At 67.0% G+C, this 21,878-nt stretch carries 22 protein-coding genes; 17 read left to right on the top strand and 5 right to left on the bottom strand.

The features are described 5' to 3' along the window. Nucleotides 1-172 precede the first annotated feature (172 nt). A complete protein-coding gene (locus ACUDTM_RS07455) occupies nt 173-1,024 on the top strand; it encodes a pirin family protein (protein ID WP_053499689.1) in 852 nt (283 codons plus the stop codon). A 128-nt stretch (nt 1,025-1,152) separates the two neighbouring features. Here the strand turns inward: ACUDTM_RS07455 and ACUDTM_RS07450 are convergent, their stop codons facing one another. The 4 genes from ACUDTM_RS07450 to ACUDTM_RS07435 all read right to left on the bottom strand — a co-directional run bounded on the left by ACUDTM_RS07450 (nt 1,153) and on the right by ACUDTM_RS07435 (nt 6,236). After that, on the bottom strand, nt 1,153-1,611 hold the full coding sequence (locus ACUDTM_RS07450) for a hypothetical protein (RefSeq protein WP_049414687.1): 459 nt from the start codon (nt 1,609-1,611) through the stop codon (nt 1,153-1,155). 197 nt (nt 1,612-1,808) lie between these two features. Next, on the bottom strand, nt 1,809-2,528 hold the full coding sequence (aqpZ, locus tag ACUDTM_RS07445) for an aquaporin Z (RefSeq protein WP_134972113.1): 720 nt from the start codon (nt 2,526-2,528) through the stop codon (nt 1,809-1,811). Nucleotides 2,529-2,649: 121 nt separating this feature from the next. Next, nucleotides 2,650-3,513 (bottom strand): pirin family protein, encoded by an 864-nt coding sequence (locus ACUDTM_RS07440; protein WP_005410608.1) that lies wholly within the window; start codon nt 3,511-3,513, stop codon nt 2,650-2,652. Nucleotides 3,514-4,172: 659 nt separating this feature from the next. After that, nucleotides 4,173-6,236: a 3-hydroxyacyl-CoA dehydrogenase NAD-binding domain-containing protein gene (locus ACUDTM_RS07435; protein ID WP_445391235.1), complete on the bottom strand. Its 2,064-nt coding sequence runs from the start codon at nt 6,234-6,236 to the stop codon at nt 4,173-4,175. A 235-nt stretch (nt 6,237-6,471) separates the two neighbouring features. On the opposite strand from ACUDTM_RS07435, the gene rpoE reads away from it, so the two are divergent. The 9 genes from rpoE (at nt 6,472) to recO (ending at nt 15,124) form a co-directional block, all read left to right on the top strand. Then, on the top strand, nt 6,472-7,092 hold the full coding sequence (rpoE, locus tag ACUDTM_RS07430) for an RNA polymerase sigma factor RpoE (RefSeq protein ID WP_005418256.1): 621 nt from the start codon (nt 6,472-6,474) through the stop codon (nt 7,090-7,092). Next, on the top strand, nt 7,089-7,970 hold the full coding sequence (locus tag ACUDTM_RS07425) for a sigma-E factor negative regulatory protein (protein ID WP_072169164.1): 882 nt from the start codon (nt 7,089-7,091) through the stop codon (nt 7,968-7,970). The genes rpoE and ACUDTM_RS07425 overlap by 4 nt, the downstream gene beginning before the upstream one ends. 74 nt (nt 7,971-8,044) lie before the next feature. After that, the gene (locus tag ACUDTM_RS07420) at nt 8,045-9,577 is read left to right on the top strand and encodes a DegQ family serine endoprotease (protein ID WP_111008361.1); all 1,533 of its coding nucleotides are present in this window, start codon (nt 8,045-8,047) and stop codon (nt 9,575-9,577) included. Nucleotides 9,578-9,759: 182 nt separating this feature from the next. Then, entirely contained in the window at nt 9,760-11,553 is a 1,794-nt protein-coding gene (gene lepA / locus ACUDTM_RS07415; protein WP_005418237.1) for a translation elongation factor 4, read from the top strand. A gap of 54 nt (nt 11,554-11,607) precedes the next feature. Next, nucleotides 11,608-12,402, top strand: a complete 795-nt coding sequence (gene lepB, locus ACUDTM_RS07410; protein WP_005418234.1) for a signal peptidase I — start codon at nt 11,608-11,610, stop codon at nt 12,400-12,402. A gap of 37 nt (nt 12,403-12,439) precedes the next feature. Further along, nucleotides 12,440-12,823, top strand: a complete 384-nt coding sequence (locus tag ACUDTM_RS07405) for a DUF4845 domain-containing protein (protein WP_014038086.1) — start codon at nt 12,440-12,442, stop codon at nt 12,821-12,823. Then, nucleotides 12,813-13,493 (top strand): ribonuclease III, encoded by a 681-nt coding sequence (rnc, locus tag ACUDTM_RS07400; RefSeq protein ID WP_005418230.1) that lies wholly within the window; start codon nt 12,813-12,815, stop codon nt 13,491-13,493. The genes ACUDTM_RS07405 and rnc overlap by 11 nt, the downstream gene beginning before the upstream one ends. After that, nucleotides 13,490-14,386: a GTPase Era gene (gene era / locus ACUDTM_RS07395; protein WP_005410599.1), complete on the top strand. Its 897-nt coding sequence runs from the start codon at nt 13,490-13,492 to the stop codon at nt 14,384-14,386. The genes rnc and era overlap by 4 nt, the downstream gene beginning before the upstream one ends. An 18-nt stretch (nt 14,387-14,404) precedes the next feature. Beyond that, nucleotides 14,405-15,124, top strand: a complete 720-nt coding sequence (recO, locus tag ACUDTM_RS07390; protein WP_049447075.1) for a DNA repair protein RecO — start codon at nt 14,405-14,407, stop codon at nt 15,122-15,124. A 313-nt stretch (nt 15,125-15,437) separates the two neighbouring features. On the opposite strand, the gene ACUDTM_RS07385 is transcribed toward recO, so the two are convergent. Then, on the bottom strand, nt 15,438-16,166 hold the full coding sequence (locus ACUDTM_RS07385; RefSeq protein ID WP_072169087.1) for a response regulator: 729 nt from the start codon (nt 16,164-16,166) through the stop codon (nt 15,438-15,440). 127 nt (nt 16,167-16,293) lie between these two features. Here ACUDTM_RS07385 and rlmD point away from each other — a divergent pair, with 127 nt between their 5' ends. The 7 genes from rlmD to ACUDTM_RS07350 all read left to right on the top strand — a co-directional run bounded on the left by rlmD (nt 16,294) and on the right by ACUDTM_RS07350 (nt 21,807). Next, the gene (gene rlmD / locus ACUDTM_RS07380) at nt 16,294-17,628 is read left to right on the top strand and encodes a 23S rRNA (uracil(1939)-C(5))-methyltransferase RlmD (protein WP_445391234.1); all 1,335 of its coding nucleotides are present in this window, start codon (nt 16,294-16,296) and stop codon (nt 17,626-17,628) included. Nucleotides 17,629-17,662: 34 nt separating this feature from the next. Then, complete coding sequence (locus ACUDTM_RS07375; RefSeq protein ID WP_053500339.1) at nt 17,663-18,148, top strand: CYTH domain-containing protein; 486 nt, start codon at nt 17,663-17,665, stop codon at nt 18,146-18,148. A gap of 113 nt (nt 18,149-18,261) precedes the next feature. Continuing rightward, nucleotides 18,262-18,957, top strand: coding sequence for a DsbA family oxidoreductase (locus ACUDTM_RS07370; protein WP_353761600.1), 696 nt, complete (start codon nt 18,262-18,264; stop codon nt 18,955-18,957). 164 nt (nt 18,958-19,121) lie between these two features. Beyond that, nucleotides 19,122-20,129, top strand: coding sequence for a beta-N-acetylhexosaminidase (gene nagZ, locus ACUDTM_RS07365; RefSeq protein WP_445391233.1), 1,008 nt, complete (start codon nt 19,122-19,124; stop codon nt 20,127-20,129). Further along, the gene (locus ACUDTM_RS07360; protein ID WP_005418223.1) at nt 20,129-20,683 is read left to right on the top strand and encodes a hypoxanthine-guanine phosphoribosyltransferase; all 555 of its coding nucleotides are present in this window, start codon (nt 20,129-20,131) and stop codon (nt 20,681-20,683) included. Before nagZ ends, ACUDTM_RS07360 begins: the two co-directional genes overlap by 1 nt. Nucleotides 20,684-20,765: 82 nt before the next feature. Next, nucleotides 20,766-21,512 carry an S-methyl-5'-thioinosine phosphorylase gene (locus tag ACUDTM_RS07355; RefSeq protein WP_005418222.1) on the top strand — a complete coding sequence of 249 codons (747 nt, stop codon included), beginning with the start codon at nt 20,766-20,768 and terminating at the stop codon, nt 21,510-21,512. Between the two features lie 88 nt (nt 21,513-21,600). Beyond that, complete coding sequence (locus tag ACUDTM_RS07350; protein WP_005410590.1) at nt 21,601-21,807, top strand: cold-shock protein; 207 nt, start codon at nt 21,601-21,603, stop codon at nt 21,805-21,807. The last annotated feature ends 71 nt before the right edge of the window (nt 21,808-21,878 follow it).

Raw genomic sequence — 21,878 nt, 5'->3', positions numbered from 1 at the left:
CCTCGACAGGGTCAATTGGCACAGGACGAATCGGCGGTAGTACTTTGGTCGTACGCTTGTTGTGCTGACGTGCAGCGAACATCAGGGATGGAACAATCGGTTGCGGCGCCGTCCATTGGCGTGTGGCCGTGCGGCGTCCATCTTCAGTGGCATCCATCCAACAGGAGTCGCCATGAGCTTTCCCGAACCGGTCCGCGTGCTGCGGACCATCCGTGGCATGCCCACCTCCGACGGTGCCGGCGTGCGCCTGACCCGCGTCATCGGTGGCCCGACGCTGCCCGACCTCGATCCGTTCCTGCTGCTCGATGAATTCGGCACCGACCGCGCCGAGGACTACATCGCCGGTTTCCCGGAGCATCCGCACCGCGGATTCGAGACCGTCACCTACATGCTCGACGGGCGCATGCGGCATCGCGACAACCATGGCAACGAAGGCCTGCTGACCCCGGGCAGCGTGCAGTGGATGACCGCTGGCCGCGGCCTGGTGCACTCGGAGATGCCCGAGCAGGAAAGCGGGCAGATGCGTGGCTTCCAGCTGTGGGTGAACCTGCCGGCGAAGGAGAAGATGACCGAGCCGAAGTACCAGGAGTTCGCGCCTGAGCGGATTCCCGTGGTGCACCCGGAAGCGGGCGTGGAGGTGAAGGTGATCGCTGGCACGGTCGATGGCACCCGCGGCCCGATCGTGCAACCGGCCACCGACCCGCTCTACCTCGACATCACGTTGGCGCCCGACCGTGCCTGGACCTATGCGCTGCCGGAAGGGCACAACGCCTTTGCGTACGTGTTCGAAGGTGGCGTGACCGTGGGTGAGCAGGACGCCGCGCGCGACGTCGCTCGCCAGGAACTGGCGGTGCTGGGCGGTGGCGAGCAGTTGCACATCTCGGCCGGCAATGAAGGCGCGCGCCTGATCCTGGTGGCCGGCCGTCCGCTGCGCGAACCGGTGATGCGCCACGGGCCGTTCGTGATGAACACGCGGCAGGAACTGATGCAGGCCTTCGTCGATTTCCAGGAAGGCAAGTTCTGACGTAGTACCGGCCGCTGGCCGGCAACTGCCTCGCCTGGAGGCGGATCGGGGTGCCGGCCAGCGGCCGGCACTACCGTTGGATCGGGTCGCGCTGCGGGGATGCTGCCAAGCAGTCATCCCCGTCATCCTCAGCGCCCGGCGGCCACGGCCGACGGGGTCAGGCTCATGCCCTGCGCCAGCTGTTGCAGTGACCCCAGCTCCTGCGCGCTGTCCGGATACAGCGAAATCTGCGCGTAACGCCCCTTGTCGAGCTTGACCACGCTGATGCGCCGTTCGGCATACCCCGGCGGTTGCTGGCCGCCCAGGTCGGGCTGGTACCAGTACAGCGATTCACCGCCGAAGCTGCCTTTTTCCTGCCGCAGCGAGCGGTTCAGCGGAATGGACGGATCACGCGCGCTGAGCATCAGGCTCAGCACTTCGCGGCCATCAGGGGTGCTGGCGCGGCAGACCAGGAAATCGGCCTGCACCTGCTGCTGCCACTGCAGACCGCTGCTGGCCGGCAGCGAAGGACATTCGGACGGCGCCTGCGCGGCGGCCTGGGCCGCAGCGAAAAGCAGGCTCGACAACATGACAGGCACGAACTTCATGCATCCCCCAAGGTGATGAATTGGTTGGCTTCGCCAGCGGAGCCGGCGACCATGGCATCCCATCCCCGGACGCCACCCCATCCGGCATGTGCACGGACGGTCAACTCAACCTTAACGGAACGTGAGCAATCGCACAATTCGCGGTTGCAAGCGCAACCATTGCGGCCGACTGTCGGCCGCAATGGTTGCTGCGGGGATCAGCGGTCGTTGCCGATCCACTTGTAGATCAGGCCGCCAATCGCGCCGCCCAGCAACGGGGCGACCCAGAACAGCCACAACTGGCTGACCGCACCGCTGCCGGCGAAGAAGGCCACGGCCGTGGAGCGGGCCGGGTTCACCGACGTGTTGGTGACCGGGATGCTGATCAGGTGGATCAGGGTCAGCGACAGGCCGATCGCCAGCGGGGCGAACCCGGCCGGTGCCTTGCCGTGGGTGGTACCCATGATCACGATCAGGAACACCGCCGTCAGTACCACTTCGCACAGGAAGGCCGCAGCCACGCTGTAACCACCGGGCGACAGCGCGCCATAGCCATTGCTGGCGAACGCTCCGGCCTGGCTGCCGTCGATGGCGAAGCCACTGGCGCCGGAGGCGATCTGCAGCAGGATGAAGCCGGCCAGCAGGCCGCCCGCAACCTGGGCGATGATGTACGGCACCAGGTCCTTGGTCGGGAAGCGACCACCCGCCCACAGGCCGACGCTGACCGCCGGATTGAAGTGCGCACCGGAGATATGGCCGAACGCATAGGCGCCGGTCACCACGGTCAGGCCGAAGGCGAGCGCCACGCCGAGGAAGCCAATACCCAGCGGATTGCCGTCACCACCGAACTTGGCGGCCAGCACCGCACTGCCACAGCCACCCAGAACCAGCCAGAACGTGCCGAGGAATTCGGCGGACAAGCGTTTACCCATGCTCATGTGTTGCACTCCTTTGACGGTCGAAAGTGTGATTTATGTCACATTTCAATGATCAGCGGGTGACTGTAGCGTCAACGCCGGGTGCAGGAATACACCCTCGGCTGTGTGCAACACGCGATGCTCAGTACTGCGGCAGCGGGATGAACTCCTTGTCGTCGCCGGGGATGGTGCCGAAGCGACCGGCTTCCCAATCGTGCTTGGCCTGCTCGATACGCTCCTTCGAGCTGGACACGAAGTTCCACCACAGGTGGCGCGGGCCATCCAGCGGCTCGCCACCGAACAGCATCGCCTTTACCGGTGTCTTTGCGCGCAGGCGGCCGCGTGCGCCGGCTTCGGGGATGACCAGGTGCTGTGCGGGGATGTCCACGCCATCCAACTGCGCGTCGCCCTCAAGGATGTACAACGCGCGCTCGCGGTGGCCGTCGTCGATGTCGATTTCCGCGTCCGGGTCCAGATCGATCGCCACATTGAGCGTATCGGCGAACACTTTCACCGGCGATTCCTCGCCATAGGCGCGGCCAGCGATCACCCGCAGCCAGGCGCCGTTGCGGCGCTGCTCGGGCAGGGTGGCCGCGGCATGGTGATAGAACGCCGGCTCGATTTCCTCATGCGACTTCGGCAGCGCGACCCAGGTCTGCATGCCGTGGATCGGGTTGTCATGGTCGCGGTCCGGTTGCGGTGTTCGCTCGGAATGGGCAATGCCGCGACCAGCGGTCATCCAGTTGACGTCACCGGGACGGATCACCTGGTCCGATCCAAGGGTGTCGCGGTGGCCGATCGCGCCCGACCACAGGTAGGTGACCGTGGCCAGGCCGATATGCGGATGCGGGCGCACGTCGATGGCGGTGCCGGGGTGCATCAGTGCCGGGCCCATCTGGTCGACGAACACGAACGAACCGATGCTGCGCGCCTGCAGGGTGGGAACGGCGCGGCGGACTTCGAGGCCGCCGATGTCGTGCACGCGCGGGGCGATGATGGTGGTCATGCGGGCGTTCTCGCTGGCAGGGATCAGGTGGTCAGCATCGCATGCGGCTGTGACGGGGACATGCCTCGTATGGGTAACAGGGTGTTCCAGCCAACGGCGCAGCCCCTCGTGGCTGGTCGCTTGGTCGCTGACGGCACAAGCACAAGCCGTGCTTGGCCGGGCGGGGTGGGTTCGCGGGGGACGCCGTGAATCCGTCCGTGGAAGCTTGGCCGCGGCATCCATGCCGCGGACACCCCCGCGAACCCACCCCGCCCGGCCCCAGACAGTTTCCGTGTGCGTCCAGCCACGGAGAAGAAAAAGAAAATCAAAATCAAACGCCGGTCGCTTCGCTCTTGGTGTCGACCAAGGTCGACACCCGCCAGTTCGTAATGATCCGTGCTGAACAAGGTCGACACCTACAGCCATCGCAGTTCACCCACCGTCACCGGGAAACTGTCAGGGGTGGGGCGGTGTCGGGTTGCGGGGTGTCCGCGGCATGGATGCCGCGGCCAAGCCCCCAAGGACGGGTTTACGGCGTCCCCGCAACCCGACACCGCCCCGCCCAGCAAACAGAAAAGCCAGAGCCGGCTGTTGCTCCGGCTCCGGTTCTGGCTCCGGCTCTGGCTTTTGCTTCGGCGGTTGCCTCTGCGGGTGCCGGGCCGCAGGCCCGGCCGATGAACTCAGACCACTGGTTCGCGCAGGGCGGGGTTGTCCCAGCCCGGGCGCGGGGCGAAACGGTCGCCGTGGCGCTGCTGCAGCGCCTTCAACCGCTCGACGATCGCATCGGCACCGACCGCACGGATGTGCTGGATCGGACCGCCGCGGAACGGGGCGAAACCGGTGCCGAAGATCACGCCGGCATCCAGCAGGTCCGCATCGGCCACCACGCCTTCGTGCAGGCACGCCACTGCCTCGTTCAACAGCGGCAGGATCAGGCGGTCTTCCAGGTCGGCCGGGGCCTGGTAGTCGCTGGCCACGTCCGGCTTCTTCGGCTTGCCGTTTTCCCAGGTGTAGATGCCCTGGCCATCCTTCTTGCCACGCTTGTCCGGTTCCACCGTCTGCAGCGCGGCCGGAATCTGCAGGCCCAGGAACGGCGCCAGTTCGCGGCCGACACCGGCGGCCACGTCCAGGCCGACGGTATCGATCAGTTCGATCGGACCCATCGGCATGCCGAACTTCACTGCGGCCTTGTCGATCACCGGGCCCGGGATGCCTTCGGCGTACGCGGTGGCGGCTTCCAGCATGTACGGGAACAGCACGCGGTTGACCAGGAAGCCCGGACTGCCGGCCACCGGCACCGGGAACTTGCCCAGCGCCTTGCAGAGCGCGGCCAGGCGGCGCTCGGTCTCCGGCGCCATGCCATCGTGGTGGATGATTTCCACCAGCGGCATCTGTGCTACCGGGTTGAAGTAGTGCAGGCCGGCGAACTGCGCCGGGCGCTGGATGTGATCGCGCAGTTCCACCAGTGGAATCGACGAGGTATTGGTGGTCAGCAGGGCGTCCTGCTTCATCTTCGGTTCCAGCGTCTGGTACAGCGCACGCTTGGCTTCCGGGTTCTCGATGATCGCCTCGATCACCAGATCCGCTTCGGCAACCCCATTGCCTTCCAGGTCGGCACGCAGGCGTGCGGCCACGGCGGGGCGCTTGCTTTCGTCGCGCACCTTCTTGGCAAACAGCGCCTGCGCGCGTTCCATGGCCGGGTCGATGAAGCGCTGCTCGCGGTCCTGCAGGGTCACCTCGAAGCCCTTGTAAGCGGCCCACGCGGCGATGTCGCCGCCCATCACGCCGGCGCCGACCACGTGCACGTGACGGATGCCGGAATCACCACTGCCCAGGCCCTTCAGTCGCTCGGTGAGGAAGAAGATACGGATCAGGTTGCGCGCGGTCGGTGTACTGGCCAGCTTCACCACGGCGCGCCGCTCGGCGTCCAGGCGGGCCTGGATCGGCTTGCCGCCACTGCGTTGCCAGGTGCTGATCAGCGCGTACGGCGCCGGGTAATGGTCCTTCTTCGCCTTGCGTGCGACCTGCTTGACCATCTGCGGCGCCAGCAGCCTGCGTGCCAGCCAGGTGTTGGTGGCCCATGCCGTCGCGCGCTGCTTGAACGGGCGGGTGGTACCGGACAGCGCCAGCGCGACGGCGGTGTCGAGCACCACCGCTGGCGCCACCACCTTGTCGACCAGGCCGATGCCACGCGCGGCCGAGGCCGACAGGGTGCGGCCGGTCAGCATCATGTCCATCGCCGCCGGCGCGCCCACCAACTGCGGCAGGCGGGCGCTGCCGCCCCAGCCCGGGAAGATGCCCAGCTGGGTTTCCGGCAGGCCGATGCGGGTGCTGCTGTCATTGGACGCCACGCGGTAGCGGCAGGCCAGCGCCAGTTCGGTGCCGCCGCCCAGGCAGTGGCCGTGGATCGCCGCCACGGTGGGGCAGGGCAGCTCGGCCAGCTTCTGATAGGTGGCCTGGCCACGACGGATCGCGTCGTTGACAGTGCCGCGACGGTCGAATTCCTGGAACTCCTTCAGGTCGGCACCGGCAATGAAGCCGGCCTTCTTCAGCGACTGGACCACCACGCCCCTGGGTAGGTCCAGCGCGATGCGCTCAAGCAGGTCGCCCAGCTCCAGCAGCACGTCCTGCGACATCGCGTTGACGCTGCTGTCCTGACGATCCAGGGAGAGAACCACCACGCCGTCGTCGCGGATCTCGGGGTGCCAGTGGCTGAAGCGGAGACCATCGAAGCCTGAGAGCATGGACGTTCCATCCGGTTGTGTATGGAGAAGCGGCTATGATCCAGAGGTTGTTTCCCTCGCGTCAAATCCCAATAGCAGGGGAGTGGCAACCCCGGATCCATGGCCGTGGACCGGGACGCTAACGGAACGGTGGTTAAAAGCTGGTGCGGCGCCAGGTGATCGGCGACTGAACTTTTCCCGGGATTGGCAGTCTCATTGCCCGACGTCGGTTGGGCTGACAGGAGTGCGGCCCCTCATGGCCGAGGTTGATACACCACAGGAGTTGGATCTGGAACTGGTCCGGCGCGTGCAGCACGGCGAGAGTGCCGCCTTCGATGTCCTGGTGCGCAAGTACCAGCATCGGGTGGTGGCCCTGGTCGGTCGCTACATCGCCGACTGGAGCGAATGTCAGGACGTCGCCCAGGACACTTTCATCCGTGCCTACCGCGCGATCGGGAGTTTCCGTGGCGATGCCCAGTTCTCAACCTGGTTGCATCGAATCGCCGTGAATACCGCCAAAAACTACCTGGCTTCACACAATCGACGGCCGCCGACCGATGACATCGACATCGGCGATGCCGAACAGTTCGACAGTGGTACGCGCCTGCGTGACACCGACACGCCCGAACGCGAGTTGATGCGCCAGGAGCTGGAACAGACGGTGATGAAGGCCGTCAACGCGCTGCCGGAAGAACTCCGGTCAGCGATCACCCTGCGCGAGGTGGAAGGCCTGAGCTACGAGGATATCGCGCAGAAGATGGGGTGCCCGATCGGCACGGTGCGTTCACGGATCTTCCGGGCGCGCGAGGCGATCGACACCGAACTCCGGCCGCTGCTGGACATCGGCAGCGCCACCCGTGAGAAGAGCCGCGTATGACCAGTAACCCGTTCAACGAATCGCAGAACCATCAATCGCCCGCCGGGCAGCGCCTGGACCAGCGCCATCGCGAGCAGCTGTCGGCCCTGGTCGATGGCGAGCTGGGCGCCGATGAAGCGCGCTTCCTGCTGCGCCGGATGGAGCACGACCCCGAGCTGGCCGGCTGCCAGGAACGCTGGCAGCTGCTGGGCGACGTGATGCGCGGACAGGCGTCGGCGCTGGCGCCGGCCGGCTTCAGTGCCGCCGTGGCTGCCGCCATCGCGGCTGAGCCGGCGCCACAGGCCGAGCCGCGTCGCCAGGTACGTCGCAGTGGCTGGCGGGCCTGGGGCGGCGGCGCCGCCCTGGCCGCGTCGGTGGCCGCCGTCGCACTGTTCATCGGCGGCGAGAAACTGAAGGAGGCCACGCCGGGTGAACCGCTGGCGCCGCAGGTGATCGCCAGCCAGGCGGAACTGCCACCGGCGCCAACCGCGCCGGCCCCGGTGACCGAAGCATCGGTGGATACCGCCGCGATGGCCGTGGCGGCGGCGCCGGCTGTGGCGATGGCTGCTACCAGCCGTCGCCAGGACGCCCGCCGCGCCAGTGCAACCCGCAGCCAGCAGGCCGCGCGTGCCGCCCAGCGCGATGACGCTCCGCAGCGCGCCATCGCCGCCGTGCAGGCACCGCTGGCTCCGACCGTACCGGCCAACGCCAACCACAACCTGCCGTTTGGTGAGGTCGGTGGGCTGCAGGCCCGGCCATGGCCGCGCTCCAGCCTGGCGCCCGCCGCCGGTGGTGCGCTCAATGCCAGCTTCCCGGCCCATGCCGGTGGTGCCGCGTTCTACCCGTTCGAGCCGCGCCTGCAGGACGACCTGCCGGTGCCGCCGCGCCCGCGCGACTGAGCCGGGCGCCTTCACGCCCCGCCGTCGGCGGGGCCCGTATTCCTCTTTCCACCCGATCCGGAGGTTGCCGTCCGATGACTCCCCGACTCCGCACGCAGGCCATTGGCCTGCTGGCCCTGACCCTTCCCCTGGTGGCCTGCGCACAGGCGCCGGCGCCTGCCGCGCAGACCCAGCCTGCGCCGGCCGCGGCGCCGCGGGCGCCTGCACAACCGCTGGTCAGTGGCTTGCCTGACTTCACCAACCTGGTCGAACAGGTCGGCCCGGGCGTGGTCAACGTCGACACCACCATCGTCCGCAACAACCGCCAGGCCTCGCGCGGCCCGATGGGCGACGATGACATGCCGGAGTTCTTCCGCCGCTTCTTCGGCCCTGACTTCCCGATGCCGGGGCAGGGGCCGGGTGGGCAGGATGGCGGTCCCAGCATCAAGGGGCGTGGCATGGGATCGGGCTTCATCATCTCGCCCGATGGCTATGTACTGACCAACTACCACGTGGTGGCCGACGCCAGCGAGGTGAAGGTCAAGCTGGGCGACAGCCGCGAGTTCACCGCCAAGGTGGTGGGCAGCGACCAGCAGTACGACGTGGCCCTGCTCAAGATCGATGGCAAGAACCTGCCCACCGTGCGCGTGGGCGATTCCAACACCCTGAAGCCCGGTCAATGGGTTGTCGCGATCGGCTCGCCGTTCGGCCTCGACCATTCCGTTACCGCCGGCGTGGTCAGCGCCGTTGGTCGCAGTACGGGGGGGCCGGACCAGCGCTACGTGCCATTCATCCAGACCGACGTGGCGATCAACCAGGGCAATTCCGGTGGGCCGCTGCTGAACACCCGCGGCGAAGTGGTCGGCATCAACTCGCAGATCTTCTCGGCCTCCGGCGGCTACATGGGCATCAGCTTCGCGATCCCGATCGACCTGGCGATGAGCGCGGTCGAGCAGATCAAGAAGAGCGGCAAGGTCACCCGCGGCCAGCTCGGCGCGGTGGTCGAACCGATCGATTCGCTGAAGGCGCAGGGACTGGGCCTGCCGGACAGCCGCGGCGCGCTGGTCAACCAGATCGTGGCCGGCAGTGCGGCCGCCAAGGCCGGCGTGCAGGTGGGCGATGTCATCCGCTCGGTCAACGGCAGCGCGGTCAACAGCTGGTCCGACCTGCCGCCGCTGATCGGTGCGATGGCGCCGGGCAGCAAGGTGAACCTGGTGGTTTACCGCGACGGCAAGCCGCATGAGCTCAGTGCCACGCTGACCGCACTGAGCGAGGACGGGCAGGCCAATGCCCGCGGGCCGTCGGCTGGCGGTGGCGAGGCGGCTCCGCAGACCGGTGCCAACGCCCTGCTGGGGCTGGACGTCAGCGACCTGAACGCGGCCCAGCGCAAGCAGTTGGGGCTCAACGGCAATGAAGGCGTGCGCATCACCGGGGTCAAGGGCCAGGCGGCACGCGATGCCGGCCTGTCGCCGGGCATGGTGATCCTGCAGGTCGGCCGCACTGCGGTCGGCAGCGTGGATGCCCTGAACCGGGCATTGTCCAGCTTCAAGAAGGACGACGTGGTGATGCTGCTGGTCCGCACGGCCAACGGCAACAGCGCCTTCGTGGCGGTGAAGGCCGGCCAGTAAGGCGCCTGCCGGGGCCGCTTCGGCGGCGCCGGCGCGGCCCCCGAAGCCCCGCCCCGGCGGGGCTTCGGCCGTTCTGGCCCCGGCCCGATGAGGCAGTTTTCGCGGCCGGGCGCCGGGCATGCGATAATCGACCGTTACCCTGACGACGCCGCGCGCCGCCGCCACCTATGTCTTCTGATTCGATGCGGAACATCCGCAACTTCTCCATCATCGCCCATGTCGACCACGGCAAGTCCACGCTGGCCGACCGCATCATCCAGCTCTGTGGTGGCCTGCAGGCCCGCGAGATGGAAGCGCAGGTGCTCGACTCCAATCCCATCGAGCGCGAGCGTGGCATCACGATCAAGGCGCAATCGGTGTCACTGCCGTACCTGGCCAAGGACGGGCAGACCTATCACCTGAACTTCATCGACACCCCCGGCCACGTCGACTTCTCCTATGAAGTCAGCCGCTCGCTGGCCGCCTGCGAAGGCGCGCTGCTGGTGGTCGACGCGGCGCAGGGCGTGGAAGCGCAGTCGGTGGCCAACTGCTATACCGCAGTGGAGCAGGGCCTGGAAGTGGTGCCGGTGATCAACAAGATCGACCTGCCCACCGCCGACATCGAGCGCGCCAAGGCCGAGATCGAGGCCGTGATCGGCATCGACGCCTCCGACGCCGTGCCGGTCAGTGCCAAGACCGGCCTCAACGTGCAGGACGTGCTGGAGGCGATCGTCCATCGCATCCCGCCGCCGGTGCCGCGCGACACCGACAAGCTGCAGGCGCTGATCATCGACTCGTGGTTCGACAACTACCTGGGCGTGGTCTCGCTGGTGCGCGTGATGCAGGGCGAGATCAAGGCCGGTGACAAGCTGCAGGTGATGTCGACCGGCCGCAACCACCAGGTCGACAACGTCGGCGTATTCACTCCCAAGCGCAAGGTGCTGCCGGCGCTGCGTGCCGGTGAAGTGGGCTGGGTCACCGCCAGCATCAAGGACGTGCATGGTGCGCCGGTCGGCGACACCCTCACCCTGGCCGGCGATCCGGCGCCGAAGCCGCTGCCGGGCTTCCAGGAAATGCAGCCGCGCGTGTTCGCCGGCCTGTTCCCGGTCGATGCCGAGGACTACCCGGACCTGCGCGAAGCGCTGGACAAGCTGCGCCTGAACGATGCCGCGCTGCGTTTTGAGCCGGAAAGCTCCGAAGCGATGGGCTTCGGCTTCCGCTGTGGCTTCCTGGGCATGCTGCACATGGAGATCGTGCAGGAGCGCCTGGAACGCGAATACAACCTGGACCTGATCAGCACCGCGCCGACGGTGGTGTATGAGGTCCTGAAGACCGACGGCTCGGTCATCAACATGGACAACCCGGCCAAGCTGCCGCCGGTGAACCAGGTCGAGGAGATCCGCGAGCCGATCATCCGCGCCAATGTGCTCACTCCCGAGGAATACATCGGCAACATCATCAAGCTGTGCGAAGAAAAGCGCGGCAGCCAGATCGGCATCAACTACCTGGGCAGCCAGGTGCAGATCAGCTACGAGCTGCCGATGGCCGAGGTGGTGCTGGACTTCTTCGACAAGCTCAAGTCGGTCAGCCGTGGCTATGCCTCGCTGGACTACCACTTCGTGCGCTTCGACGCCGGCCCGTTCGTGCGCGTCGACGTGCTGATCAACGGTGACAAGGTCGACGCACTGTCGCTGATCGTGCACCGCAGCCACGCCGACCGCCGTGGCCGCGAGCTGTGCGAGAAGATGAAGGACCTGATCCCCCGGCAGATGTTCGACGTGGCCATCCAGGCCGCCGTCGGCTCGCAGATCATCGCCCGCACCACGGTCAAGGCGATGCGCAAGAACGTGCTGGCCAAGTGCTATGGTGGCGACGTCTCGCGCAAGAAGAAGCTTCTGGAAAAGCAGAAGGAAGGCAAGAAGCGCATGAAGCAGGTCGGCCGCGTGGAGATCCCGCAGGAAGCGTTCCTGGCCGTGCTGCAGATGGACAACAAGTAAGCCCGCACCGGCCTCGCGGGGCCGGTCGTCTGGTGACGTTGCAAAGGACCCTGAATGAAACTGTTTGAGATCCTCCTGGTCGTGCTGACCCTGGCCTCGGGCCTGATCCTGCTCGCCGACAAGCTGTACCTCGCCAAGCGCCGCGCCCAGCGCGCGGGCCTGCTCGACACCGAGCCGGTGCTGGTGGACTACTCGCGTGCATTCTTCCCGGTGCTGGCGATCGTGCTGATCGTGCGCAGTTTCATCGCCGAGCCGTACAAGATCCCGTCCAGCTCGATGATGCCGAACCTGCTGATCGGCGATTTCATCCTGGTCAACAAATTTTCCTACGGCCTGCGCCTGCCGATCAGCAACACCAAGATCGTCCCCTTCGGCGAGCCGTCGCGCGGCGACGTGGTGGTGTTCCACTTCCCCGGCCACAGCGACAACGACCCGGCCAAGGGCGAGAACTTCATCAAGCGCGTGATCGGCGTGCCGGGTGACACCGTGGTCTTCGAAGGCGACGGCGTGATCCTCAATGGCGAACCGCTGAAGTACGACAACAAGGGCATCTATGCCGGCCACAAGGGCCAGGGCGAGGGCGCCAACCTGCTGGTCGAGCACCTGCCGGGCCGTACCCATACCGTGCTGGAGACCGACTATCCGCGTGGCCAGGGCCAGTGGACCGTACCGGCCGGCAAGTACCTGGTGATGGGCGACAATCGTGACAACAGCGACGATGGCCGCTTCTGGGGCCTGCTGCCGGAAGAAAACCTGCGCGGCAAGGCCTTCCTGATCTGGCTGAACTGCCAGGGCTGGTTCTGCAAGGATGGCTTCGAGCCGTCGCGGATCGGCTCGAGCATCAACTGAGTACCTTCACATCCAACGCGTATCTGGGGAGAACGCAATGAAGACGATGAACACGCAGCGTGGCATGACCCTGACCTCGTTCCTGGCGGTCCTGATCGTGGTGGGTTTCTTCCTTTACATCGGCATGAAGCTGTTCCCGATGTACCAGGAGTATTACGCGGTGCGCTCGGCGATGAAGAGCCTGGCCAAGGAGCCGGGCGTGGGCAGCATGGAGCCGGCCCGGATCCAGGATCTGTTCTTCAAGCGCCTGTACATCAATTACTCGGAAAACGTGAAGCCGGCCAACGTGAAGTTCGACCGTCGCGACAATGGCTGGACCCTCAAGGTCAACTACGAAGTGCGCCGTCCGTTGGTTGGCAACCTGGACGTGGTTGGCAAATTCGATTCATCCCAGGACCTGACTCGAAGCGGTGCCGAATAAACCTTTCCAACGTGGTGACCTGATCGGTCATCCCTTCCGCGACCCGGCGCTGCTGAAGCAGGCGCTGACGCATCGCAGTGCCGGTGCGCCACACAACGAGCGCCTGGAATTCCTGGGCGACAGCATCGTCAACATGATGGCGGCCGAGGCGCTGTACCGACGCTGGCCCAAGGCTGACGAGGGCGCGATGACCCGTGCCCGCGCCGAACTGGTGCGTGAGGGCGCGCTGGCGGTGATTGGACGTAGCCTGGAACTGGGCGAGCGGCTGATCCTGGGCCCGGGCGAAATGAAGTCCGGTGGCCACCGTCGTGATTCGATCCTGGCCGACGCGGTGGAAGCCGTGGTGGCTGCGATCTACCTGGATGCCGGTTTCGAGGCCTGCCGGGCAGTGGTCCTGCCCTGGTTCAGCGCTTCGATCGAGGCACTGCCGGCCTCTGGCCGACCCGAGAAGGACCCCAAGACCCGCCTGCAGGAATGGCTGCAGGCCCGACAGAAGGCGTTGCCGCAGTATGAACTGGTGTCAGAATCCGGTGACGACCACGCCAAGCACTTCCGGGTACGCTGCAACGTAGCCGACCCGGCCGCCAGCACCGAGGGCGAAGGCGCCTCGCGGCGGCTTGCCGAACAACAGGCGGCTGCGGCCGTCCTAGAACAACTGGATTCCAAGTGAGCGAACAAACTCCCCATCATTGCGGCAGCGTGGCCGTCATCGGCCGCCCGAACGTGGGCAAGTCGACCCTGACCAATGCCCTGGTCGGCGCCAAGGTCAGCATCGTCTCCAACCGTCCGCAGACCACGCGTCATCGCCTGCTGGGCATCGCCACCTATCCGGAGGGCCAGCTGGTGCTGGTCGACACCCCCGGCCTGCACAAGGTGCAGAAGCGGGCGATGAACCGGGTGATGAATCGCGCCGCGCGTGGCTCGCTGGAAGGCGTCGATGCCGGCCTGCTGGTGATCGAAGCCGGTCGCTGGGATGAAGAGGACAGCCTGGCGTTCAACGTGCTGCGCGACGCCGGCATCCCGGTGGTGCTGGTGGTCAACAAGATCGATCGCCTGAAGGAAAAGGGCGCGTTGCTGCCGTTCCTGCAGCAGGTGACCGAGGGTCGCGACTTCGCCGCCGTGCATCCGATCTCCGCGCAGAAGCGCAACGGCCTGGAAGCGCTGGTGCGCGACGTGCTGAAGCTGCTGCCGGAAGCCCCGCCGATGTTCGGCGAGGATGAGATCACCGACCGCAGCCAGCGTTTCCTGGCCGGTGAACTGGTGCGTGAGCAGCTGATGCGCCAGCTCGGCGAGGAACTGCCCTACGCCACCACTGTCGAGATCGAACGCTTCACCGAGGACGGCAACCTGCTGCGCATCGGTGCGGTGATCTGGGTCGAGCGTGAAGGCCAGAAGGCCATCGTGATCGGCAAGGGCGGCGCCCGCCTGAAGGAGATCGGCGCCAAGTCCCGCCTGCAGATGGAGCGTCTGTTCGGGGCCAAGGTGTTCCTGGAAACCTGGGTGCGCGTGCGTGAAGGCTGGTCCGACGACGAGGCCGCGCTGAAGGCCTTCGGTTACGAGTAAGGCGTTGTAGTCGCTTCGATGATGATCGAGGACGACACCGGCTTCGTGCTGCACGCACGGGCCTACCGCGAGACCAGCCTGCTGGTCGAAGTGTTGAGCGCACAGCATGGCCGTATCGGCCTGCTTGCGCGTGGCGTGTCCACTGCCAAGGGCCAGGTGCTGCGCGCCGCCCTGCAGCCGTTGCAGTGGATCCGCTTCAGTGCCCAGCAGCGGGGTGAGTTGGCCCAGCTGCGTGGCGCCGAGGCGCTGGATGCCGCGCCACGCCTGGTCGGGCAGGCGATGCTGGCCGGCTTCTACCTGAGCGAACTGACCCTGCGCCTGGCCCCGCGCCAGGACCCGCTGCCGGAGCTGTACCTCGCCTACGGCGAGGCGCGTGCGCGGCTGGCGGTGGGCGCTGGCCTGGCCTGGACCCTGCGCCGTTTCGAACGCGAGCTGCTGTCTGCGCTGGGCCTGGGTTTCGAGCTGGACAGCGCCAGCGATGGCCAGCCGATCGACCCGGCGGCGCGGTACGAACTGGACCCGCAGGAGGGTGCGCAGCGCCTGTTGAGCGAGCGCGGCGGGGAGCGCCGGGCAGCCGCCACCGGGTCGGCGCTGTTGGCGCTGGCGGCTGACGAAGAGCCGGATGCCGCCGATCTGGCCAGCCTGCGCCTGCCGATGCGGCGGGTGCTGGCCCATCACCTGGGGCCGCGCGGGCTGAAGTCCTGGGAAATGCTCGAGCAGCTGGCGCCCAGGCGTTGAGGGGTGTTCGGCAGGGCTTGCAGCCCTGCACCTGCCGAGGCCAAAGCAACAGCAACAGCAACAGCAACAGCGTGCATTCCGTCGGATGGCGGGGTGGGTCCGGTTGAGGGGGGGGCGCTGCAAGTACCCCTCCGGGGCCCGGCCCAGCCGCCAGCGGCTGGGCCGGACCGCGGAGCGGGGTTTACGGCGTGTCCTGCCCACCCATCCCCCCCGTCCAACAGGCAGAAAGACAGAGCCGCTCTGGCTCTGGCCTTTGATGTTGCTCTGGCTTGAAGCATCTGCGGGTGCAGGGCGCAGCCCTGCCGAGCAACCCTCAGTGCAGCAGGGCAGCCACCGCGTCGCGGAACCCCGCCTGGGCCTGCCCGGAATCGGGCGCATGATGCAGCTGGCGCACCGCCCGTCCCAACCGTGCCGCCCCCACGAAGCCACAGCTGGCCTGCAATCGGTGCAACTGGCTGCGCAACTGGCGCTCGTCGTGCTGGTCGACCGCCTGCTCGACCGCGTCGCGCACGCCCGGCAACTCGGCCAGGAACAGTTCGCGCAGTGCGATCAGGTGGTTGCGCTGGCCATTGAGCGCTGCCAGGGCTGCGGTCTCGTCCCAGTCCTGTACGGCCAGTTCGACCGCGGCCGGGGCCTGTGCCACGAAGATCCCCGCCGGGCTGTTGACCAGCGCTCGGCGCACGGCCTTCAGCAGCTGGTCGCGGCCCAGTGGCTTGACCAGCGTGTCGCTGAAACCAGCTTCGCGCAGGCGGGCGTGAATGGAGGCATCGCCGTCGGCGGTATGTGCCAGCGCCGGCGTGTCGGGATGTGAACGGCGCAACTCACGCAACAGCTGCGCGCCATTGCCGTCCGGCAGGTTGACGTCGATCAGCCACAGGTCATGCGAGCCGGGCTCGGCACTGGCCAGGGCACTGGCCAGCGAATCTGCGGTGTCCACATCCGCCGGTAACGTTTCCAACGCCGCCTTGAAAAAACCGCGGCTGATGATGTCGTCCTCGACAAGCAGGAAGCGGGGCCGTGCGGCCCGCGGGGTCATCTGCATCAGGGCTGCCTCCATGTCAGCTGTCCCAATCATCATGCACGACGGCCACGGGCGCAAGCGGGTCCGGGCCCCATCGGTCAGGATCTGCGACAATACGCCCCCATTTTTGCCCGCAGCCTGTTGCCACGTGGCCCGATCCCGCTCCCGCACCGACCGTACCCCGTTCCAGACCGAGATCCTCGACCTCAGCCATGATGGTCGCGGTGTCGCCCGCCGTGAAGGCGAGGGCGGCAAGGTTACCTTCGTCAGCGGCGCCCTGCCCGGTGAGGTGGTGATGGCCGAACAGACAGCCCGCAGCCGCCATTTCGACGAGGCGCGCACGCTGGAGGTGCTGCAGGCCTCGCCGCAGCGGGTGACCCCCAAGTGCCCCCATTTCGGCACCTGTGCCGGCTGCGTACTGCAGCACCTGGACGAGGCCCAGCAGATCGTCGCCAAGCAGCGCGTGCTGATGGACAACCTGGAGCGGATCGGCCATGTGAAGCCGGGCACCGTGCTGCCGCCGCTGGTCGGCGAGAGCTGGGGTTACCGCCGCAAGGGCCGCTTCTCGGTGCGCCGGGTCGAGAAGAAGGACAAGACCCTGGTCGGCTTCCGTGAACAGGATCCGCGTTTCGTCGCCGACCTCAGCCAATGCCTGACGGTGATTCCGGAAATCGGCACCCAGGTCGAGGCGCTGTCCACCTTCATTGAAACGCTCGATGGCAAGCGCGACATCCCGCAGATCGAGTTCATCGCCGGTGACCAGGCGGTGGTGCTGACCGTGCGCCACCTGGAACCGCTCAGCGATGCGGACCGCGCGGCCTGGGCTGCCTTCGGCCAGCAGCATGGGTTCGTGATCTACCTGCAGTCCGGCGGCGTGGACACCGTGCAGCCGCTGGACGGGCAGGGCGTGCCGCTGTCGTTCCGGCTGGCGCCGTGGGATGTCGAGCTGGCGTTCCGCCCGTTGGATTTCATCCAGGTCAACGCCAAGCTCAACGAGAAGATGATCGCCCACGCCCTGGACCTGCTGCAGCCGGGTAAGGACGAGCGCGTGCTGGACCTGTTCTGCGGCCTGGGCAACTTCACCCTGCCGTTGGCCCGCCGTGTGCGTGAAGTGGTGGGTGTGGAAGGCGATGCCGGCCTCGTCGCGCGTGCGCGTGAGAACGCCGAGCGCAACGGCCTGGCGAACGCGCAGTTCTTCAGCGCCGACCTGACCCAGGACCAGCGCAGCACGGCGTGGATGCGCCAGGGCTTCGACAAGCTGCTGCTGGATCCGCCGCGCTCGGGCGCGATCGAAGTGCTGCAGCAGCTGCCGCTGAAGCAGTTCAAGCGCATCGTCTACGTCAGCTGCCACCCGGGCTCGCTGGCGCGCGATGCCGGCTATCTGGTCAACGAACAGGGCTTCACCCTGGTCAGCGCCGGTGCCATGGACATGTTCCCGCACACCGCGCACGTGGAAAGCATCGCGGTATTCGAAAAGCGCTGAGCAGCTGTCATCACCCGTGGCGCATAATTGCGCCATGGGCATCGAAATCGAACGCAAATTCCTGGTCAGCAGCGATGGCTGGCGCACCGCCGCGCATCGGGTGATCCCGATGGCGCAGGGCTACATCAACGACATGGGCGCGCTCGACCGCGGCACCCAGAACGCCTCGGTGCGCGTGCGCATCGAAGGCGACCACGCCGCGCTGAACCTGAAGTCGCGCACCCTCGGCCACACCCGGCAGGAGTTCGACTACCCGATCCCCGTGGAGGACGCGCGCGCACTGCTGGCGCTGTGTGTCGGCGGCCTGATCGACAAGCGCCGCCATCTGGTCGAACACGCCGGCCTGACCTGGGAAGTGGACGAGTTCCTCGGTGACAACGCCGGCCTGGTGGTGGCCGAAGTCGAGCTGGAAAGCGCGGACCAGGCCATCGACCTGCCGGACTGGGTCGGCGCCGAAGTGACCGATGACGCCCGCTACTACAACGTTGCCCTGGCCAGCCGCCCGTATTCACAGTGGTGAGCCCCCAAAAAGGGGACGGAGGGGATTAAGTCGGCTTTACCCCGCCTGTGCGGAAAGCGACTTAATCCCCTCCGTCCCCTTTTATCGAGGAAGGCGGTCCCCATGTCGTTCGGATGAGAATCGACATCTACTCCGACGTGGTCTGCCCTTGGTGCTGGATCGGCAAGCATCGTTTCCAGCAGGGCGTGCAGTTGCTGGGTCTGAACGCGCCTGACCTCGATATCCACTGGCAGCCGTTCCAGCTGGACCCGGATGCGGACGACACCCCGGTGCCGCTGCGCGAGGCCTATTCGCGCAAGTTCGGGGGCGTCGAGCGCACCGAGCAGATCCTCGGCCAGACCCAGACCGCCGCGCGCGCGGAGGGGCTGCCGATGGATTTCAACCAGGGCCAGGTGCGGGTGACCACACTGCCGGCGCATCGGGTGTTGTGGCTGGCCGGCCAGCATGGCGTGCAGGATGCGGTGGGTGAATCGCTGTTCCGCGCCCACTTCGAGCATGGCCAGAACCTGGCTGACAACGCTGTACTGGTGAAGGCCGGCGTGGCGGGCGGCCTGGACGGTGGCGAAATCGCGCAGATGCTGGCCTCCGACCGCGGGCTGGCCGAGGTCGAAGCCAAGCTGGCGCAGGCCCATGCACTGGGCATTTCTTCGGTGCCGACCTTCGTCATCGATGGGAAGTGGGCGATTTCCGGGGCCCAACCACCCGAGGCGTTCGCCCAGGCCCTGCAGCAGATCGCGGCCGAACAGGGCGCCCCGGCCACCCCGGCTGACGGCGACGAGGCCTGCGGCCCGGACGGCTGCAAGGTCTGACCGGCTCCTCAAAAGGGGACGGAGGGGATTAAGACGTATCCAGCCCCTTGGGGCCGATTGCGCCTTAATCCCCTCCGTCCCCTTTTTCTGACCACTGCGCCTGTCGGCCGGTTCTGCGACAATGCGGCACTGCGCCATGCGGGCGCGCGTTGTGGAGATCGACCATGCTGCTGATCGGCGTTGCCGGCACCGAACTGACCGCCCAGGAACGTGACTGGCTGCAGCACGACGCCGTGGCCGGAGTGGTGCTGTTCAAGCGCAACTTCGCCTCGCGCCAGCAGGTGACCGATCTGAGCGCGGCCATCCGTGCCGCTGCCCCGCGCCCGCAGCTGATCTGCGTGGACCAGGAGGGCGGCCGCGTACAGCGCTTCCGCGAGGGTTACAGCGATCTTCCGCCGCTGCAGGACATTGGTGCCCTGTACGCCACCGACCCGCAGCAGGCCCTGGCGCTGGCCGAGCAGCATGCCTGGCTGATGGCCAGTGAAGTCCGCGCCAGCGGCCTGGATCTCAGCTTCGCCCCGGTGGTCGACCTTGGCCGCGGCAACCGCGCCATCGGCAACCGCGCCTTCAGTGAAGACCCGCAGGTCGTGGCCGCGTTCACCGCAGCCTATGTGCGCGGCATGCACGCGGTCGGCATGGCCGCCACGCTCAAGCATTTCCCTGGCCACGGCACCGTGCTGGAAGACACCCACGTGGATACCGCGATCGATCCACGCGCGCTGGACGAACTGCGCGCGCAGGACCTGGTGCCGTTCCAGGCCGGCATCGCCGCCGGTGCCGATGCGGTGATGATGGCGCACGTGATCTATCCGCAGGTGGCACCGGAGCCCGCCGGCTATTCCCCACGCTGGATCCAGGACATCCTGCGCGGCGAACTCGGCTTCCGCGGCGTGGTGTTCTCCGATGACATCGGCATGGCCGCCTCGCGCAGCGCCGGCGGCGTGCCGGCACGCGTGCACGCGCACCTGGACGCCGGCTGCGACGTGGTGCTGGTTTGCCATCCGGAACTGGTCGATGAAGCCCTGCATGCGGTGCAGGGACGCTCCCTCAATACTGCTGCGCTGCTGGGCCTGCTCGGCCGCGGCGCACTCGGCTGGGACGGCCTGCTGGCCGATGCCCGCCATGGCGACACCCAATCCCGTCTGCTTGAAACCCTTGGAAGAACCGTCTGATGCCCAACCTCACCATTTCCCAGGCCCTGGCCCAGGCTGACCTGCTGGTCGACCGCCCCACCATCGACAAGGCCATCGCTGCTATCGCCGACGCCATCGCGCGCGATTACAAGGGCGAGGTGCCGTTGTTCCTGTCGATCATGCATGGTGCGCTGCCGTTCGCCGGCCAGCTGGCGCTGGAACTGGGCGCGCGCGGCCAGGACGTGCAGTTCGATTACCTGCACGCCACCCGCTACCGCGGCGAAACAACCGGCGGTGACCTGGTCTGGAAACACAAGCCGGCCACCTCGCTGTTCGGCCGCCGCGTGCTGCTGGTCGACGACATCCTCGACGAGGGCTACACCCTGCAGGGCGTTCGCACCTGGTGCCTGGAACAGGGCGCGACCGATGTGCGCATCGCTGCGATGACCGTGAAGAAGCACGACCGTGCGCTGCCTGACGTGACCGCCGATTACGCGGGCATCGAGCTGCCGGACCGCTACGTGTTCGGCTTCGGCATGGACGTCAACGAGACCCTGCGCTGCGTGCCGGCCATCTACGCGATGAAGGAATAACGGCGCAGCCGCCCGCGGCGCGTCTTCTTCTGCCGCCGGCATCCTCGGGTGCCGGCGTTCGTCTTTTCATGGAGTGCTTCGAATGCAACAGATCGCCCTGGCCGTGATCGGCGGTACCGGTGTCTACAACCTGGCCAAGCTTGACGACGTGCAGACCCACGAGGTCGACACCCGCTTCGGCCGCCCATCGGGCCCGGTGCGCGTGGGCACGCTGCTCGGCCATCGCGTGGCGTTCCTGGCGCGGCATGGCGAGGGGCATTCGCTGCCGCCGCACAAGATCAACTACCGAGCCAATTTGGCTGCGCTGCAGCAGCTGGGCGCGCAGCGGGTGCTGGCATTGAACACGGTGGGTGGCATCACCGAGAACTTCGGTCCGCGCGTGCTCGCCTGCCCGGACCAGATCATCGACTACACCTGGGGCCGCATCAGCACGATCTGTGAAGAAGAAGGCTCCGACGTGGTCCACGTCGATTTCGGCCATCCGTACACGCCGATGCTGCGCAGCAAGATCCTGGCGGCAGCCAAAGTGACCGGTGTCACGGTCCATGACGGTGGCTGCTATGGCGCAACGCAGGGCCCGCGCCTGGAAACGATCGCCGAAATCGCCCGCATGCGCCGCGACGGTTGCGATCTGGTGGGCATGACCGGCATGCCGGAAGCCGCACTGGCGCGGGAGCTGGGGCTGGATTATGCCTGCCTGGCGATCATCGCCAACTGGGCCGCCGGCTGCGGTGATGGCGAGGAGATTACGATGGCCGAAGTGCTGGCCAATGTGCAGGCGGCCAGCAACGGACTTCCGGAACTGGTGGGCGAATTGGCGCGGGGGTGATTGTCTTCCCCGAGCAAGCTTTGCATACTCAGCTTGTGCGCGGGTTCAGCGTACACCACCCATTCATTGCATAAGGTCTCGCATCACCATGCCGAACGGTACCGTCAAGTGGTTCAACGACGCCAAGGGATTTGGCTTCATCTCGCCGGAGGATGGCAGCGCCGACGTGTTCGCGCACTTCTCCGCCATCAACTCCAAGGGCTTCCGCAGCCTGCAGGAAGGCCAGCGTGTCACCTATGACGTGACCCAGGGCCCGAAGGGCGCCCAGGCTTCGAACATCACGCCGGCCGAGTGATCCACTCGACAGTGCGTTGAAAACCCCGCTCCGGCGGGGTTTTTTTGCGCTGCGACAAGAATTGCGCTGCC

It is taken from the genome of Stenotrophomonas maltophilia group sp. vghtpe118, assembly GCF_052605195.1.
Note: the sequence above shows the minus strand (reverse complement) of the source record. Positions and strands in the feature narration are given on the sequence as shown.

What these genes read in the sequence shown, in the direction of transcription:
- ACUDTM_RS07455 (WP_053499689.1), top strand. Translation starts at nt 173, where the DNA reads ATGAGCTTTCCCGAACCGGTCCGCGTGCTGCGGACCATCCGTGGCATG.
- ACUDTM_RS07450 (WP_049414687.1), bottom strand. Translation starts at nt 1,611, where the DNA reads ATGAAGTTCGTGCCTGTCATGTTGTCGAGCCTGCTTTTCGCTGCGGCC.
- aqpZ (WP_134972113.1), bottom strand. Translation starts at nt 2,528, where the DNA reads ATGAGCATGGGTAAACGCTTGTCCGCCGAATTCCTCGGCACGTTCTGG.
- ACUDTM_RS07440 (WP_005410608.1), bottom strand. Translation starts at nt 3,513, where the DNA reads ATGACCACCATCATCGCCCCGCGCGTGCACGACATCGGCGGCCTCGAA.
- ACUDTM_RS07435 (WP_445391235.1), bottom strand. Translation starts at nt 6,236, where the DNA reads ATGCTCTCAGGCTTCGATGGTCTCCGCTTCAGCCACTGGCACCCCGAG.
- rpoE (WP_005418256.1), top strand. Translation starts at nt 6,472, where the DNA reads ATGGCCGAGGTTGATACACCACAGGAGTTGGATCTGGAACTGGTCCGG.
- ACUDTM_RS07425 (WP_072169164.1), top strand. Translation starts at nt 7,089, where the DNA reads ATGACCAGTAACCCGTTCAACGAATCGCAGAACCATCAATCGCCCGCC.
- ACUDTM_RS07420 (WP_111008361.1), top strand. Translation starts at nt 8,045, where the DNA reads ATGACTCCCCGACTCCGCACGCAGGCCATTGGCCTGCTGGCCCTGACC.
- lepA (WP_005418237.1), top strand. Translation starts at nt 9,760, where the DNA reads ATGCGGAACATCCGCAACTTCTCCATCATCGCCCATGTCGACCACGGC.
- lepB (WP_005418234.1), top strand. Translation starts at nt 11,608, where the DNA reads ATGAAACTGTTTGAGATCCTCCTGGTCGTGCTGACCCTGGCCTCGGGC.
- ACUDTM_RS07405 (WP_014038086.1), top strand. Translation starts at nt 12,440, where the DNA reads ATGAAGACGATGAACACGCAGCGTGGCATGACCCTGACCTCGTTCCTG.
- recO (WP_049447075.1), top strand. Translation starts at nt 14,405, where the DNA reads ATGATGATCGAGGACGACACCGGCTTCGTGCTGCACGCACGGGCCTAC.
- ACUDTM_RS07385 (WP_072169087.1), bottom strand. Translation starts at nt 16,166, where the DNA reads ATGCAGATGACCCCGCGGGCCGCACGGCCCCGCTTCCTGCTTGTCGAG.
- ACUDTM_RS07375 (WP_053500339.1), top strand. Translation starts at nt 17,663, where the DNA reads ATGGGCATCGAAATCGAACGCAAATTCCTGGTCAGCAGCGATGGCTGG.
- ACUDTM_RS07370 (WP_353761600.1), top strand. Translation starts at nt 18,262, where the DNA reads ATGAGAATCGACATCTACTCCGACGTGGTCTGCCCTTGGTGCTGGATC.
- nagZ (WP_445391233.1), top strand. Translation starts at nt 19,122, where the DNA reads ATGCTGCTGATCGGCGTTGCCGGCACCGAACTGACCGCCCAGGAACGT.
- ACUDTM_RS07360 (WP_005418223.1), top strand. Translation starts at nt 20,129, where the DNA reads ATGCCCAACCTCACCATTTCCCAGGCCCTGGCCCAGGCTGACCTGCTG.
- ACUDTM_RS07355 (WP_005418222.1), top strand. Translation starts at nt 20,766, where the DNA reads ATGCAACAGATCGCCCTGGCCGTGATCGGCGGTACCGGTGTCTACAAC.
- ACUDTM_RS07350 (WP_005410590.1), top strand. Translation starts at nt 21,601, where the DNA reads ATGCCGAACGGTACCGTCAAGTGGTTCAACGACGCCAAGGGATTTGGC.